Source organism: Thermus altitudinis, assembly GCF_022760835.1.
Classification (GTDB): Bacteria; Deinococcota; Deinococci; order Deinococcales; family Thermaceae; genus Thermus; species Thermus altitudinis.
Genome location: NZ_JAKTNQ010000018.1, coordinates 22,316 through 34,871 on the forward strand (window position 1 = coordinate 22,316; position 12,556 = coordinate 34,871).

A 12,556-nucleotide genomic window follows, 5' to 3' on the forward strand; every position below is an offset into this window, starting at 1 on the left:
AGCCTTCTAGAGGGGCTTCTTCCAGGCCCGGTAGGAAAAGAGGGCCAGGTAAAGGCCCCCTAGGACCAGGGCGAGAAGCCAGGCCCAAAGCCAGGGTCCCTCACCCCCCAGAAGGGCCACTACCCAGGCCCAGCAGCCCAGGAGGGTAAGGACAAGGCCGGCCATCCGCTGGGTTTTCCGCCAGACCCCGGGGTCCGCCAGGGTCCAGGGGGTGCGGACCCCGGCCACGGGATTAGGGGGAAGGTGAGGGAGGAGGAGGCCTAGGGCCAGGAAGACCAGGCCTACCCCTATAAAAAGAGCCCTTCCCAGGGGGAAGGGTATCCCCTGGGCCTGGGCCCAAGCGGCGTAGAGAAAGATGCCTTGCAGGAGGGTGAAGCTCCAGACGGTGGCGGCCTCCAGCCACGGCCAGATGGCAGGTGGTTTCCCCAAGGACCTGGGGGCTAGGGCCAGGAGGGGGTAGAGGAGAAGGGTAACGACGAGGGGTAGGAGGAGGACCTCGAGGCGGCTTCCGTACCGGGTGACCTCCCCTTGGGCGTTCCCGTGGGCGGGGATGGAGGATGGCAGATGGGGATAGGCGTAGAGGGTGAGGGCCCAAAGGAGAAAAAGGCCTAAAGGGGCCAACCAGCGGACCATGCCCAAAGGATAAGCCGTTAGCATAGGGAGGTGGAGGCCATCGTCTTGGGAGGCGGTGAGGAGGCTTGGGCCCGCAAGTACGGGGTGCGGAGCAAGGCCCTGGTGCCCTATCGGGGCCGGCCCATGGCGGAGTGGGTGCTTTCCGCCCTGCAGGAGGCAGGGCTTTCCGCCATCTACGTGGGGGAGAACCCAGGCCTAGCCCCCTCCCCCCGCCTTACCCTGCCCGACACCGGGAGTCTGCTTGGCAATCTGGAGGCGGCCCTGGGGCACGCGGAGGGCCGGGTCCTGGTGGCCACCGCGGACCTCCCCCACCTGAGCCCGGAGGCGGTGCGCTTCGTGCTGGAAAAGGCCCCGGAAGCCGCCCTGGTTTACCCCATCGTGCCCAAAGGGGCGGTGGAGGCCCGTTTTCCCCATACCCGGCGCACCTACGCCCGGCTTAGGGAAGGGGTCTTCACCGGGGGAAACCTGTTGCTTTTGCACAAGGAGCTCTTCTTCCAGGCCCTGCCCCTGGCCCAAAGGGTGGTGGCCCTTAGGAAGAAGCCTTGGGCCCTGGCCCGGCTCATCGGCTGGGATATCCTCCTTAAGCTTCTCCTGGGCCGGCTTACCCTTCCTGAGCTGGAGGCGCGGGCCAAGAGGATCCTGGGGGTGGAGGCCAGGGCCCTCATCACCCCCTACCCCGAGGTGGGGGTGGACGTGGACCGGGAGGAGGACCTGGTAAGCTAAGCCCATGCGTACGGTGAAGGAACTCCGCCTGGCCGGGCTTTTCGCCTATCTGGCTGCCTTGGTGCTGGGCCTTCTTTTTTCCTACCTCCTCCACTCCCTTCTGGGGGGCGGGGGCAGGCTGGGGTGGGAGCACTTTAACTTTACCGGCCTCCTGGAAGGCCTAGGGTTTCTCCTCTTCTTCACCTTTGCCCTCTACGTGGCCAAGAAGGCGGTACGGGTGCCCTGCACCACCTTGCTCACCGCCGGGCTTCTCTGGCCCACCCCGGCCCGCCGCTTGGCGAAGCCTTTGCCCCAGGTGGAGGCCCTGGAGGCCTACGAGGGCCGGGGGGTGGCCCTTTTGGTGCAGGAGGGGCGTCCGGTGGGGCTTTTGGGCCTTTCCGACCACATCCTGCCCTTAGAGGAGGTGCCCAGCGTGGAGGCCGAGGTGGCGGTGAGCGAGCTTTCCCCCCTTTTCCTGCGTCAACCCCTGGTCCTGGTGGTCAGGGGGGAGGAGGTCCTGGGGGCCATCTCCCGGGAGGCCTTCTTCCGGCACCTGGGGGCCTAGGCGGTTGACAAAGGGCCTGCTGCCCTAAAATAGGGGGGAGCGGTAGCTCGGGAGGTGAAGGATGCCGCACGTGATCTGTGAACCCTGCATCGGCGTAAAGGACCAGTCCTGCGTGGAGGTCTGCCCCGTGGAGTGCATCTACGACGGGGGGGACCAGTTCTACATCCACCCCGAGGAGTGCATTGACTGCGGGGCCTGTGTGCCCGCCTGCCCGGTGAACGCCATCTTCCCTGAGGAGGACGTTCCCGAGCAGTGGAAGTCCTACATTGAGAAAAACCGCAAGCTGGCCGGGCTGGGCTAAGGGCTAAACCTTCGGCCCAGGGGGCTTGGGACCCTCGGCGGGGTTTTGTTTATAACTCCCGCACGTACCAGCTTAGGGTGGGGCCCCCGTCTTTCACGTGGCGGAAGCCCTGGGCCCGGAAGAAGTCCTTAGCCCGGGCGTTGTTGCCGTAGACCACCGCATAAAGCCGCTCGGCCCCCGTAAGGTGGTTTAGGAGATGCTCCAGAGCCCTCCGTCCTAGGCCCTGGCCCTGGCGGTCTTCCCGGATGAGGAGGAGGCTTAGGGTGGCGTCCTCGGGCTCGGGGTAGTGGAGCTTGTAGTCCAGGTAGCCCACCACCTCCTCCTCCAGGAGGAGGAGAAAGGCCCGGCGGCGCTCGTCCCTTTCTAGGGTGGCCAGGTCCCGGGCCACGTCCTCTAGGGCCGGGGGTTCCATACCGATCAAGGCGAAGTACCCTGGGCTTCGCAGGAAGAGCCCGTGCAAAAGGGGTGCGTCCTCCGGATGCACGGGGCGCAGGCTAATGCTGAGGGTCCGCATCCCTCCCATGCTACCGGTCCGAGCCTGAGAATGGGGTGATGGGTTCCCCAAAAGTTTAGCGCCGTGGGGAGACCTCCCCACGGCGGTCCAGGTTACCCTTTACCTGCGGGCTGGCTCCACCACGGTGACGTTCACCGCCTGGGGGCCCTTGCCGTTCTTGCCCGGCTCCACGTCAAAGGTGACGATGTCGCCCTCGTTCAGGGTGCGGAACCCCTTGGCGTTGATGGCGCTGAAGTGGACGAACACATCGGTGTCGCCCTCGCGCTCAATGAAGCCGTAGCCCTTCTCCGCGTTGAACCACTTGACCCGACCCTTCTGCATACTGCTCCTTCTCTTCCGGGCCCTTAGGCCCGTATCCGGGGCTTTAGGGGTTGCTTTAGACCCCAGGGGCCACCCTATAGCCACCCGGAATGCCTCAGTGTACCACGAGGGGTCCTATTTGCGAAAGAGCCCCTTGAGCTTTTCCCAAAAGCCCTCGGGGGCTACTTTTTCCCCCACCTCCTCCGCGTAGGCCCTCAGGAGCTCTTTGGCCTTGGGGGAAAGGTGTTTGGGTACGGAAAGCTCCACCACCACCCTTAAGGCTCCCCGGCCCCCGGGGTAGGGAAGGCCCTCCCCTGGGAGCTCAAACACCTCCCCGTGCCCGGTGCCTGGAGGGATGTCCAGGGGAATGGGCCCAGAGAGCCCGGGTACCTCTACCCGGGTGCCCAGGGCCGCCTGGGCTAGGCCGATCCTCAGGCGGTAGACCAGGTGGGGGCCTTCCCGCTCCAGATGGGGGTGGGGCCGGATTCTAAGGCGCACGTAGAGGTCCCCGGGGCCTCCTGGGGCCAGATTGCCGTAGCCCGGGACCCGGAGGATTTGGCCCTCGTCCATGCCCGGGGGGATCCTCACCCGGACCCTCTCCTCCCGGGCCACCCGGCCCCGGCCCCGGCAGGTGGGGCAGGCCTCGGCCAGGAGGTAGCCCTGCCCTTTACAGTGGGGGCAGGTGGAGCGGGTGACGAAGCCGGAAAAGAGGCCCTGGCGGTAGGTTTCCACCACCCCGCGGCCTCCGCAGGTGGGGCAGGCCACCCGCTTGCCCCCCTGGCCATGGCAGGATTCGCAAGGGACCAGCCGGGCATACGCCACCTCCACCTCTTTTCCCCCGAGCAGGTCCTCCAGTGCCACCTCCACCTGGGCCTCGAGGTCCTCCCCCCGGGGAGCGGTGCGCCCGGAGCGGAAGCCGAAGACCTGGGCGAAGAGGTCAAAGAGGTCCTCCGCTTGGAACTCCGGCGCCCCCAGAAGCCCCCGGTCGTACTGGGCCCGCTTCTCGGGGTCGGAGAGGATGGCGTAGGCCTCGTTGATCTCCTTGAAGCGCTCCTCGGCCTCCTTGTCCCCAGGGTTGCGGTCGGGGTGGTACTGGAGGGCGAGCCTTCGGTAGGCCTTTTTGATCTCCTCCTGGGTGGCCTCCCGGCCCACCCCCAGGATGGCGTAGTAGTCCTTCATCCAACTAGCACTTTACAAGGAAAGGGGCTTAGGCTAAAGTGTTCCCCAATGAGGCTCCTGCGAGCTATCCGGTAGGGGGCCCCTTCCTGCGGGAAGGGCCCCCCCGGTCTGGCCGCGGGGGCTTTTCTTATGCCCGCTTCCCACGGGCGTAGAGGAGGCGAGATGCTGCTTCTGACCCCTGGACCCACCCCCATCCCGGAACGTGTGCAGAAGGCCCTTATGCGCCCCATGCGCGGCCACCTAGACCCCGAGGTGCTGGCGGTGAACCGAGCCATCCAGGAGAGGCTCCGCTGGCTTTTTGACCCCGGAGAAGGAGCCTTGGTGGCCGCTTTGGCGGGCTCGGGAAGCCTGGGCATGGAGGCCGGCCTGGCCAACCTGGATCGGGGCCCTGTTTTGGTGCTGGTGAACGGGGCCTTCTCCCGAAGGGTGGCGGAGATGGCCCAGGTGCACGGCCTGGAGCCCACGGTTTTGGAGTTTCCCCCGGGCGAGCCTGTGGACCCGGAGGCCGTGGCCCAGGCCCTAAGGGAAAGGCCCTACCGCATGGTGGCCCTGGTGCACGGGGAAACCTCCACCGGGGTGCTGAACCCGGCCCGGGAGATCGGGGCCCTGGCCCAGGAGGCCGGGGCCCTTTTCTTTTTGGATGCCGTCACCACCCTGGGGATGCTTCCCTTCTCCATGCGGGAGATGGGGGTGGACTACGTCTTCACAGGGAGCCAGAAGTGCCTCTCCGCCCCCCCGGGTTTGGCCCCGGTGGCGGTGAGCCTCGAGGCCCGGCGGGCCTTCACCGCTAGGCGGGGCTGGTACCTGGACCTGGAGCGGGTGGCGGAGCATTGGGAGCGGGGGGGGTACCATCACACCACCCCGGTCCTCCTGCACTACGCCCTTCTGGAGGCCCTGGACCTGGTCCTGGAGGAGGGGGTGGAGGCCCGCCAAAAGCGGGCCCAGGAGGTGTACGCCTGGCTCCTTGGGGAGCTGGAGGAGCGGGGCTTTCGCCTCTACCCCAAGGCCAGCCCCTTGCCCACCGTTTTGGTGGTGCGCCCCCCCCAAGGGGTGGAGGCGGATCGCCTGGTGAAAGGCCTTTACGCCCAAGGGGTGGCGGTGGCGGGGGGGATCGGGCCCACCCGGGGCCAGGTGCTGCGGCTTGGCCTCATGGGGGAGGGGGCCAGGCGGGAGCTTTACCAGGGATTCCTCGAGGCCCTGGACCGGGTCCTGGCCCTAGCGTAAGAAGAAGTAGGCATAGACCAGGGCCAGGGCCATGCGGTAGAGGGCAAAGGGCCTGAAGCCGTGGCGCTCCACAAAGGAAAGCATCCAGCGCACGGTGAGGAGGGCGGTGACCAAGGCGGCGAGGAAGCCCACCACGAGGAGGGTCCAGCCCCCTTGGGGTACGGCCGGGGCGCTCTTGAAGAGGTCGTAGCCCACGGCGGCCAGCATGGTGGGCAGGGCCAGGAGGAAGCTGAACTCCGCCGCCGCCTTGCGCCTTAGGCCCAGAAGAAGTCCTCCCAGGATGGTGGCCCCGCTGCGGCTGGTGCCCGGGAAGAGGGCGGCAAGCCCCTGGAAAACCCCGATCAGGGCCACCCGGGCCCAGGGTAGCTCCAGCACATCCCCATAGCGGGCCCGTTCTGCCAGGCGGTCCGCCAGGAGGAGGACCAGGCCCACGAAGAAGAGGAAGAAGACCACGATGCCGTCATCCCCCAGGATCTTCCCCTTGATGAGGGGGTAGAGGAGGAAGCCCATGGCGGCGGTGGGTAGGAAGGCCACGCCTATGCGCAGCCAAAGGGCCCGGTCCACCGCAAAACGCCGGCCATAAAGCAGCAAAATGGCCAGGATGGCTCCCAGCTGGATGGCGATGAGGAAGGTTTTTAGGAAGGGGTCTTCCTGGATGGGCAGGCCCAGGAGGTGAAAGAGCAAGGTGAGGTGGCCGGTGGAGGACACGGGTAGGAACTCGGTGAGCCCCTCCACCACCCCCAAGAGAAGGGCTTCCCAAAGGCTCATGGGGCCCATGCTACCATGGGGGCGTGGCGGCTTTGCCCGGAGGTGAGCCCGCGATGTACTCCGTCCTCATCCCTGCTGCTGGGAACGGGGAGCGGCTGGGCCTAGGGCCCAAGGCCTTCCTGCGGGTGGGGGGGAAGACCCTCTTGGAGTGGGCCTTGGGGGCCTTCCAAGAGGCGGCGGAGGTCCTGGTGGCCCTTCCCCCGGGAGCGGAGGCCCCTAGGGGGCTTCGCGCCGCCTTTCTGGAGGGGGGCAGGACCCGGCAGGAGTCGGTTTCCCGCCTTTTGGAAGCGGCAAGCCTCCCCTTGGTCCTGGTGCACGATGTGGCCCGGCCCTTCGTGAGCCGGGGGCTGATAGGGCGGGTCCTCGAGGCCACCCGCACCACGGGGGCCGCGGTGCCGGTTCTGCCCCTTCCCGACACCCTGATCCGCCCAGAGGGGGAGGCCTACGGGGAGGTGGTGCCCCGGGAGGCCCTGCGCCTGGTCCAGACCCCCCAGGGCTTCTTCACCGCTCTCCTGCGGGAGGCCCATGCCTACGCCAGGAGGCGGGGGCTGGCCGCCACCGACGACGCCCAGCTGGTGAGGGCCCTGGGGTATCCCGTGGCCCTGGTGGAAGGGGAGAGGACGGCCTTTAAGATCACCTATCCGGAGGATCTGCCTTTGGCGGAGGCGTTGGCGCAGGTATGGAACGCCTAGCGGTGGCCAAGGTGAACCTGGGCCTCTCCCTCCTCGGCAAGAGGCCGGATGGCTATCACGAGCTGCATACCCTTTTTGCCGCGCTTTCCTTCGGGGATAGGCTCTTTTTGGAACCCATCCCCGAGGGGATTGAGTTCCGCGGGCGCTACGGGCGGAGGAACCTGGCCTACCGGGCGGCGGCCGCTTACCTGGAGGCGGCAGGCTGGCCCGGGGGGGTGCGCATCGTATTGGAAAAGGCCCTACCCGAAGGGGCAGGCCTGGGCGGGGGCAGCTCGGATGCCGCCCAGGTGCTCTTGGGCCTAAAGGAGCTTTATCCCGCGGAGGTGGACCTCCAGGCCCTTGCCCTTTCCCTGGGGGCGGATGTGCCCTTCTTCCTCCGAGGGGGGGTGGCCGAGGCCCGCGGGGTGGGGGAGAGGTTAAGGCCCCTTTCCCTACCCCCTCGTTTCGTGGTGGTCTTTTCCTCGGGCCTGCGCCTTCCTACCCCCAGGGTCTATGCGGAGGTCAAGCCCCACGACTTTGGGCCCGACCTTCCCGTGGGGGAGATCCTCGAGGCCCTCGGAAGAGGGGAGGAGCCCCCCTACTGGAATAGCCTCGAGGCCCCTGCCTTCCGCCTTTATCCAGAACTCCGCCGGGTGAAGGCCAGGCTGCGGGATCAGGGGCTAAGGGGGGTGCTCATGACGGGCTCGGGTAGCGCCTTTTTTGGGTTTGCAGAGAGCGAGGACCACGCCAGGAAGGTGGCGGAAGCCCTCCGGCATTCAGGGTATGTGCGCTATGGGGTCCTGGGGGGGGAGCATGGGGCTGTTTAGGGACCTGTTTGGCTGTTGCCCCAAGGCCCTGGAAGAGATCAAGGCCTTGTCCATCCGCTGGGATGAGGAACGCTTCGCCTTTTGGCTCAAGCAGGACTTCCCCTTTGTGGAGGCCTTATACCGGTTTCAGGTGGGGCTTTTGCGGGATGCCCCTCATCCCCACCGGGCCCCTTTGGTCCAGGCCCTCATGGCCACGGTAGAAGAGCTGGACTGGCTCCTTTCCCAAGGGGCGGATCCTAAGGAGCCGGTCCATCCGGTGCGGCAGGAGTACGTCGCCCTGCTCCAGGAGATGGAGGGGTTTTCCTATCCCTACCGCCTGGTCTTCTTCTACTTCCTGAACCACCTTTTCCTGGAGGCCTGGAACGCCCACGTGGAGGGAGATGGACCCTGGCAGGAACTTTCCCAACATTGGGCGGCTCCCGAGTTCCAAGCGGTGCTCTTTGACCTGGAGGTGATGGCCCAGGGCCAGGTGGAGGGGCTGGACCCTGGGGTGGTGGAGCGCTACCTGGCCCGCATCCTGGAGATGGAAAAGAAAGTCTGGAGCCTCCTCCTTTAGGCGGAGGCGGGAGGGGAAAGGGCCCCGGATTCCGGGGCCCCTGGTCGGCCAAGCGTTTCCTCAGTTCAGTTCTTCGCCCCAGGCCTCCTCAAAGAGGCGCTTGGCTTCTTGGACGGTTATCTCCAAGGTCTGGGAAACTTCTTCCGCCAGCAGGTAGATGGCCCGCCTTAGGGCCTGGCGGTCCAGGTCCGGCAGGCCCCGCTCCAGCTCCCAAGCCCTGAGCTGGCCCGCCATCTGGGCGATGCGGTAAGGGTTCCCGTCCGCCAGGATCTCGCTGGTCTTGCGATGCCGGGCGGCCCACTGCTTGGGCAGGGGCATGCGCCCATTTTTGAGGAGGTCCAGGATCACCGGTACCTCCTCAGGGGCCAGGGCTTTGCGCATGCCCACGCTTTGGGGGGCTTCCACGGGTACGTAGGCCTTGGAGCGGGAACCGGGGAAGTCCACCTGGTAGTAGGCCCGACTTACTCCGCTCACGCTCCGTTGGGCTATGCCCGCCACCACGCCAACCCCGTAAGGGGGCAGGACCACCTTGTCGCCGGGACGGAACTCTTTCACGGCGCCACTCCTTTCCGGAGCACCTCTAGGAGATGCTCCAAATAAGCCTCTACCTCTAGCTGAGGCGTACACCCCAAGGCCGCGATCACGTGGGCGGTGGCCCTGGGGGAAAGCCCCGGGCGCACGGCTCCTTCCTCCTGGCCGCTTCGCACCAGCTCCTCCAAAAGGTCCAGGTAGTGCTGGTGAAGCCCTTTGAGCCAAGGGGTGGGGTCCTCCATGGCCTCCCGGGCTACCGCGGCCCACAGGCCTCGCCATTCGGCGATCCAGGCCAAGCGCTTTTGCAAGAGGGCTTCCAGGCGCACAAAAAAGGGCGCCTTTTGGCGCACCACCTCCTCCACCTCCCGGTAGAAGGCCCAGGTCCTTTCCTCCACCAGGTTTTTCAAGAGGTCCTTCTTGTCGCGGAAGTACAGGTAGATGGTGCCCTTGCCCACCTCCGCCCGCCGGGCCACCTCCTCCATCTTCAGCCCGGAAAGCCCCATCTCCCGGAGGATTTCCAAGGTGGCCTCGAGGATGGCCCTCCTCTTGTCCTTGGATAAGGCCCCCGGGGGGGATACCATCGCGGCCACGCCCTCAAGTCTACCACACCACCCTTTTCCTTTCATGAGGAGGGCATTACCCTAGGGGTATAGGAGGTCGGTATGCGCCAGGGCTTTTTCGCCTTGCTGACCGCCGATCCCCTTCGGGGGGCCTTGCGTCCGGTGGAGGCCAGGCTCCTGGAGGAGGCCCGGGGGGAGGCCCTCTTTTTGGTGCCCTATCCCTTGCGGGACCTGGCGGAGGCCTGGCGGTTGGCCTACCGCAGCCTGGGCCTCAGGCAGGGACGGGTGCTCTATCTCAGGCGCCGGGAGGAGGCCTTTGATCCCCTGGTGGCCCAGGCAGTGGCCCAAAGCCCCCTGGTCTTCTTGGCCGCGGAGGGATTGCCGGAGTTTTTGGATCTAATACGGGGAAGCCCGCTCCTTCAGGCCCTTTTGGAGGTTCACCGGCAGGGGGGTGGGGTGGTGGCCTTGGGGGAGGCGGCGGGCCTCCTGGGGGAGGCGGCCTTCTACTCCCTGGAAGGGGAGGTGAGGGCCGCCTTGGGCCTGGCCCTTCTCCGGGGCCTGGTCTTCCTCCCCCGGGTGGAGGAACGGGGGCGGTTTCTGGCCCTTTCCCGCCTGGTGGCCGACAACCCGGACCTGGTGGGCCTGGGCCTATTGGAAAACACCGCCCTCCGCCTTCTTAGGGGCTTGGGCGAGGTCTGGGCGGGGGAGGTCACCTTGGTGGATGCCGGAGGGGCGGAGTACACGGGCCGGGGGGTTAAGGGGCTACGGATGGATGTCCTGTCGGCGGGGGAGCGTTTTCCCCTGCCTGCCCTTTAGGATGGCCCTATGCCCTCGGGGCGGGTGCACGAGGCCATCAACCTGACGGTCCTGGGCGGGGTGGCAGTGGCCTACCTGGCCTATGGGGGTTCCCCGGAGGAGCCCAGGGCTTTGGCCTTTGCCCTGGCCTACCTGGCGGGGACCTTTCTCCTCTCCCCGGACCTGGACTTGGCGGAGAAGGGGACGCGTTCCCAACGCCGTTGGGGCCTCTTGGGCCTCCTTTGGCGCCCTTACGGATGGCTATTCCGCCACCGGGGGCTTTCCCACACCTGGGTGCTGGGGCCCTTGACCCGGCTGGGGTACCTGGTGGGGCTCCTTGGGGGCTTGGCGGTTCTGGCCCAAGGCCTCGCGGGGTATCTGGGCATGGGGTTTTCCCTGAGGCTACCCTCTTGGCCTTGGGAGGTTTGGGGTTTTGCCCTTTTGGGCTACTACTTTTCCCAATGGCTTCACCTGGTGGCGGATGGCATCTGGCCGGACCACGATCTGAAAAGGTTACGGCGGCCAAGGTGAGATGGTTTACACACCCACCCCCGCTAGGGTACACAATGGAGGCATGCTAGGGCGTTGGGTGGGGTGGCTTGTGCTTCTGGGTTTGGCCCTTGCGGTGGGGCTGGGCCAGCGCCTGCCTGAGTTTTCCCTTTTGGATCCCAAGGGGAACCTGGTTACCCCTGCCACCATGAAGAAGCCTGCGGTCATCGTCTTCTGGGCCAGCTGGTGCCCGGTGTGCCGGGCGGAGTTCCCTGGGCTTCACCGGGTGGCGGAGGAGACCAAGGTGCCCTTCTACGTGATCAGCCGAGAGCCCAAGGACACCCGGGAGGTGGTGCTGGAGTACATGAAGGCCTACCCCCGCTTCCTTCCCCTTCTGGCCTCGGAGAAGGACAAGCCCCACGAGGTGGCCAACCGTTTCAAGGTGGTGGGCCAGCCCTGGACCTTCGTGGTGGACGCGGAGGGAAAGGTGGTGGCCCTATTCGCCGGGCGGGCTGGGCGGGAAGCCTTGCTGGATGCCCTCCTCCTGGCCGGGGTGGAGCTGCCATAGCTGGGCGAGGCGCACCTCCCCTTGGGGGGTGAGGCGGAGGAGGAAGTCGGCCCCTAGGGCCTCGGGATCCCCCCACTCCACCAGCACCAGGCGGGCTCCCTCCCGGGAGGCTTCCAGCTGGGGAAGGAGAAGGGCGGGGTCCTTAAGGCGGTAGAGGTCGGCGTGCACCAGGGGGCCTTCGGAGGTGGGGTAGGTGTGGATCAAGGTGTAGCTGGGGCTCGTGACCCTTCCCCCAAAGCCCAAGGCCTGGGCCAGGAAGCGGACGAAGGTGGTCTTGCCTGCCCCTAAGGGCCCTTGCAGGACCACCAGGCTTCCTTCCGGCAACAGGGGCAGGACCTCCCCGGCCAGGGCCTGGGTGTCCTCGAGGGTCTTAAGGGTGCGCTCCAGGAGAAGCCCCATAAAGAAAAAGGCCCCTCAGGGCCTTTTGGTGCCGGGAGCGGGACTTGAACCCGCACGCCCTTGCGGGCACCACCCCCTCAAGATGGCGTGTCTACCAGTTCCACCATCCCGGCAGGGCGCGCCTTACGCGCAAGCTTCAGTTTAACAAAAGCCCTTCGGTTGTCAAGGTTGGCCTGGGGGACATTTGTCCCTTCCCCTTTGCGCTAGTGTACCCGTGAGAAGAGCTTGCTAAAGGGTAGACACGGGAAGGGGAAGCTTGCTTATGGAATCACCAGACCCCCTTGATTGAACTTCTCTCCTCCTGCCCGTAGTCTTGCCCTTTAAGACTGGAGGTGGCATGCGCCGGCGCAACCGATGGGTGAAAACCTTCTTCTGGGGAACGGTTCTAGGGGTCTTCGCTCTCCTGGTGGTGGTCTTTTCCGGGGTGGCGGTGGGAGCCTTTGAGTACCGCACGCAGCCCGTGGCGCAACCCGTGCCCTTCAGCCATGCCTTCCATGCTGGGGGCCTAGGGCTTTCCTGCCGCTACTGCCACTCCAGCGTGGAGCATGCTTCCTATGCGGGCCTTCCCCCCACGGAGACCTGTATGACCTGCCACACTTTCATCAAGCCCGATAGCCCCAACCTGGCCTTGGTGCGCAAAAGCTGGGAGACCGGCGAGCCTTTGCGCTGGAACCGGGTGATTAACCTCCCGGACTTCGTGTACTTCAACCACGCGGCCCACGTGGCCAAGGGGGTGGGGTGTGCGGAGTGCCATGGCCGGGTGGACCAGATGGCGGTGGTCTACCAGCCCCAGGCCTTCACCATGAAGTTCTGCTTGGACTGCCACCGGCACCCTGAGGCCCACCTCAGGCCCAAGGACCAGGTTTTCAACATGGCCTACACCCCGGACCCCGAACTGGGGAAGAAGCTTAAGGAGCTCTACCAGGTTCGCTCGGTGGAAGCCCTCACCAGTTGCAACACCTGTCACCGTTAGG

At 66.2% G+C, this 12,556-nt stretch carries 19 protein-coding genes and 1 tRNA gene; 11 read left to right on the plus strand and 9 right to left on the minus strand.

Going from position 1 to position 12,556, the window contains the following annotated elements:
• Positions 1 to 6 precede the first annotated feature (6 nt).
• Positions 7 to 633 carry a DUF1648 domain-containing protein gene (locus tag L0D16_RS07680; protein ID WP_243031035.1) on the minus strand — a complete coding sequence of 209 codons (627 nt, stop codon included), beginning with the start codon at positions 631 to 633 and terminating at the stop codon, positions 7 to 9.
• Positions 634 to 663: 30 nt separating this feature from the next.
• On the opposite strand from L0D16_RS07680, the gene L0D16_RS07685 reads away from it, so the two are divergent.
• From L0D16_RS07685 to L0D16_RS07695, 3 genes are all read left to right on the plus strand, one after another.
• On the plus strand, positions 664 to 1,356 hold the full coding sequence (locus tag L0D16_RS07685) for an NTP transferase domain-containing protein (RefSeq protein ID WP_243031036.1): 693 nt from the start codon (positions 664 to 666) through the stop codon (positions 1,354 to 1,356).
• 4 nt (positions 1,357 to 1,360) lie between these two features.
• A complete protein-coding gene (locus tag L0D16_RS07690) occupies positions 1,361 to 1,900 on the plus strand; it encodes a CBS domain-containing protein (protein WP_243031037.1) in 540 nt (179 codons plus the stop codon).
• A 61-nt stretch (positions 1,901 to 1,961) separates the two neighbouring features.
• Positions 1,962 to 2,201, plus strand: a complete 240-nt coding sequence (locus tag L0D16_RS07695) for a ferredoxin (protein WP_015716251.1) — start codon at positions 1,962 to 1,964, stop codon at positions 2,199 to 2,201.
• A 49-nt stretch (positions 2,202 to 2,250) separates the two neighbouring features.
• Here the strand turns inward: L0D16_RS07695 and L0D16_RS07700 are convergent, their stop codons facing one another.
• From L0D16_RS07700 to L0D16_RS07710, 3 genes are all read right to left on the minus strand, one after another.
• Positions 2,251 to 2,724 (minus strand): GNAT family N-acetyltransferase, encoded by a 474-nt coding sequence (locus L0D16_RS07700; RefSeq protein WP_243031038.1) that lies wholly within the window; start codon positions 2,722 to 2,724, stop codon positions 2,251 to 2,253.
• Between the two features lie 90 nt (positions 2,725 to 2,814).
• Positions 2,815 to 3,036 carry a cold-shock protein gene (locus tag L0D16_RS07705; protein WP_014516375.1) on the minus strand — a complete coding sequence of 74 codons (222 nt, stop codon included), beginning with the start codon at positions 3,034 to 3,036 and terminating at the stop codon, positions 2,815 to 2,817.
• A gap of 114 nt (positions 3,037 to 3,150) precedes the next feature.
• Positions 3,151 to 4,194 (minus strand): DnaJ C-terminal domain-containing protein, encoded by a 1,044-nt coding sequence (locus tag L0D16_RS07710; protein WP_243031039.1) that lies wholly within the window; start codon positions 4,192 to 4,194, stop codon positions 3,151 to 3,153.
• Positions 4,195 to 4,356: 162 nt separating this feature from the next.
• Here L0D16_RS07710 and L0D16_RS07715 point away from each other — a divergent pair, with 162 nt between their 5' ends.
• Positions 4,357 to 5,418, plus strand: a complete 1,062-nt coding sequence (locus L0D16_RS07715) for an alanine--glyoxylate aminotransferase family protein (protein ID WP_243031040.1) — start codon at positions 4,357 to 4,359, stop codon at positions 5,416 to 5,418.
• Here L0D16_RS07715 and L0D16_RS07720 read toward each other — a convergent pair.
• Entirely contained in the window at positions 5,410 to 6,186 is a 777-nt protein-coding gene (locus tag L0D16_RS07720; protein WP_479725468.1) for an undecaprenyl-diphosphate phosphatase, read from the minus strand. The genes L0D16_RS07715 and L0D16_RS07720 overlap by 9 nt on opposite strands.
• 53 nt (positions 6,187 to 6,239) lie before the next feature.
• Here L0D16_RS07720 and ispD point away from each other — a divergent pair, with 53 nt between their 5' ends.
• Genes ispD through L0D16_RS07735 form a run of 3 tightly spaced genes read left to right on the plus strand, consistent with a single transcriptional unit; the run spans position 6,240 to position 8,240 of the window.
• Positions 6,240 to 6,878, plus strand: coding sequence for a 2-C-methyl-D-erythritol 4-phosphate cytidylyltransferase (gene ispD / locus L0D16_RS07725; protein WP_243031062.1), 639 nt, complete (start codon positions 6,240 to 6,242; stop codon positions 6,876 to 6,878).
• On the plus strand, positions 6,866 to 7,684 hold the full coding sequence (gene ispE, locus L0D16_RS07730) for a 4-(cytidine 5'-diphospho)-2-C-methyl-D-erythritol kinase (protein ID WP_243031042.1): 819 nt from the start codon (positions 6,866 to 6,868) through the stop codon (positions 7,682 to 7,684). The genes ispD and ispE overlap by 13 nt, the downstream gene beginning before the upstream one ends.
• Positions 7,671 to 8,240 carry a TenA family protein gene (locus L0D16_RS07735; protein ID WP_243031043.1) on the plus strand — a complete coding sequence of 190 codons (570 nt, stop codon included), beginning with the start codon at positions 7,671 to 7,673 and terminating at the stop codon, positions 8,238 to 8,240. The genes ispE and L0D16_RS07735 overlap by 14 nt, the downstream gene beginning before the upstream one ends.
• Before the next feature lie 60 nt (positions 8,241 to 8,300).
• On the opposite strand, the gene L0D16_RS07740 is transcribed toward L0D16_RS07735, so the two are convergent.
• Positions 8,301 to 8,795: a CarD family transcriptional regulator gene (locus L0D16_RS07740; protein WP_114313488.1), complete on the minus strand. Its 495-nt coding sequence runs from the start codon at positions 8,793 to 8,795 to the stop codon at positions 8,301 to 8,303.
• Positions 8,792 to 9,361 carry a TetR/AcrR family transcriptional regulator gene (locus L0D16_RS07745; RefSeq protein WP_243031044.1) on the minus strand — a complete coding sequence of 190 codons (570 nt, stop codon included), beginning with the start codon at positions 9,359 to 9,361 and terminating at the stop codon, positions 8,792 to 8,794. The genes L0D16_RS07740 and L0D16_RS07745 overlap by 4 nt, the downstream gene beginning before the upstream one ends.
• A 72-nt stretch (positions 9,362 to 9,433) precedes the next feature.
• Between L0D16_RS07745 and L0D16_RS07750 the strand changes: the two genes are divergently transcribed.
• Genes L0D16_RS07750 through L0D16_RS07760 form a run of 3 tightly spaced genes read left to right on the plus strand, consistent with a single transcriptional unit; the run spans position 9,434 to position 11,183 of the window.
• Positions 9,434 to 10,147 (plus strand): type 1 glutamine amidotransferase family protein, encoded by a 714-nt coding sequence (locus L0D16_RS07750; protein ID WP_114313486.1) that lies wholly within the window; start codon positions 9,434 to 9,436, stop codon positions 10,145 to 10,147.
• 9 nt (positions 10,148 to 10,156) lie between these two features.
• Positions 10,157 to 10,657, plus strand: a complete 501-nt coding sequence (locus L0D16_RS07755) for a DUF2227 family putative metal-binding protein (RefSeq protein ID WP_243031045.1) — start codon at positions 10,157 to 10,159, stop codon at positions 10,655 to 10,657.
• Positions 10,658 to 10,700: 43 nt separating this feature from the next.
• On the plus strand, positions 10,701 to 11,183 hold the full coding sequence (locus tag L0D16_RS07760; RefSeq protein ID WP_243031046.1) for a TlpA family protein disulfide reductase: 483 nt from the start codon (positions 10,701 to 10,703) through the stop codon (positions 11,181 to 11,183).
• On the opposite strand, the gene tsaE is transcribed toward L0D16_RS07760, so the two are convergent.
• On the minus strand, positions 11,112 to 11,582 hold the full coding sequence (gene tsaE / locus L0D16_RS07765) for a tRNA (adenosine(37)-N6)-threonylcarbamoyltransferase complex ATPase subunit type 1 TsaE (RefSeq protein ID WP_243031047.1): 471 nt from the start codon (positions 11,580 to 11,582) through the stop codon (positions 11,112 to 11,114). The genes L0D16_RS07760 and tsaE overlap by 72 nt on opposite strands.
• A gap of 26 nt (positions 11,583 to 11,608) precedes the next feature.
• Positions 11,609 to 11,695, minus strand: a tRNA-Leu gene (locus L0D16_RS07770).
• Positions 11,696 to 11,919: 224 nt separating this feature from the next.
• Between L0D16_RS07770 and L0D16_RS07775 the strand changes: the two genes are divergently transcribed.
• Positions 11,920 to 12,555, plus strand: coding sequence for a cytochrome c3 family protein (locus tag L0D16_RS07775; protein ID WP_243031048.1), 636 nt, complete (start codon positions 11,920 to 11,922; stop codon positions 12,553 to 12,555).
• Position 12,556 lies beyond the last annotated feature (1 nt).

Bases quoted from the DNA above. Each gene is read 5' to 3' on its own strand.
- L0D16_RS07775 (WP_243031048.1), top strand. From the start codon at position 11,920: ATGCGCCGGCGCAACCGATGGGTGAAAACCTTCTTCTGGGGAACGGTT.
- L0D16_RS07710 (WP_243031039.1), bottom strand. From the start codon at position 4,194: ATGAAGGACTACTACGCCATCCTGGGGGTGGGCCGGGAGGCCACCCAG.
- L0D16_RS07700 (WP_243031038.1), bottom strand. From the start codon at position 2,724: ATGGGAGGGATGCGGACCCTCAGCATTAGCCTGCGCCCCGTGCATCCG.
- L0D16_RS07705 (WP_014516375.1), bottom strand. From the start codon at position 3,036: ATGCAGAAGGGTCGGGTCAAGTGGTTCAACGCGGAGAAGGGCTACGGC.
- L0D16_RS07690 (WP_243031037.1), top strand. From the start codon at position 1,361: ATGCGTACGGTGAAGGAACTCCGCCTGGCCGGGCTTTTCGCCTATCTG.
- L0D16_RS07760 (WP_243031046.1), top strand. From the start codon at position 10,701: ATGCTAGGGCGTTGGGTGGGGTGGCTTGTGCTTCTGGGTTTGGCCCTT.
- L0D16_RS07720 (WP_479725468.1), bottom strand. From the start codon at position 6,186: ATGAGCCTTTGGGAAGCCCTTCTCTTGGGGGTGGTGGAGGGGCTCACC.
- L0D16_RS07680 (WP_243031035.1), bottom strand. From the start codon at position 633: ATGGTCCGCTGGTTGGCCCCTTTAGGCCTTTTTCTCCTTTGGGCCCTC.
- tsaE (WP_243031047.1), bottom strand. From the start codon at position 11,582: ATGGGGCTTCTCCTGGAGCGCACCCTTAAGACCCTCGAGGACACCCAG.
- ispE (WP_243031042.1), top strand. From the start codon at position 6,866: ATGGAACGCCTAGCGGTGGCCAAGGTGAACCTGGGCCTCTCCCTCCTC.
- L0D16_RS07695 (WP_015716251.1), top strand. From the start codon at position 1,962: ATGCCGCACGTGATCTGTGAACCCTGCATCGGCGTAAAGGACCAGTCC.
- ispD (WP_243031062.1), top strand. From the start codon at position 6,240: ATGTACTCCGTCCTCATCCCTGCTGCTGGGAACGGGGAGCGGCTGGGC.
- L0D16_RS07755 (WP_243031045.1), top strand. From the start codon at position 10,157: ATGCCCTCGGGGCGGGTGCACGAGGCCATCAACCTGACGGTCCTGGGC.
- L0D16_RS07715 (WP_243031040.1), top strand. From the start codon at position 4,357: ATGCTGCTTCTGACCCCTGGACCCACCCCCATCCCGGAACGTGTGCAG.
- L0D16_RS07735 (WP_243031043.1), top strand. From the start codon at position 7,671: ATGGGGCTGTTTAGGGACCTGTTTGGCTGTTGCCCCAAGGCCCTGGAA.
- L0D16_RS07750 (WP_114313486.1), top strand. From the start codon at position 9,434: ATGCGCCAGGGCTTTTTCGCCTTGCTGACCGCCGATCCCCTTCGGGGG.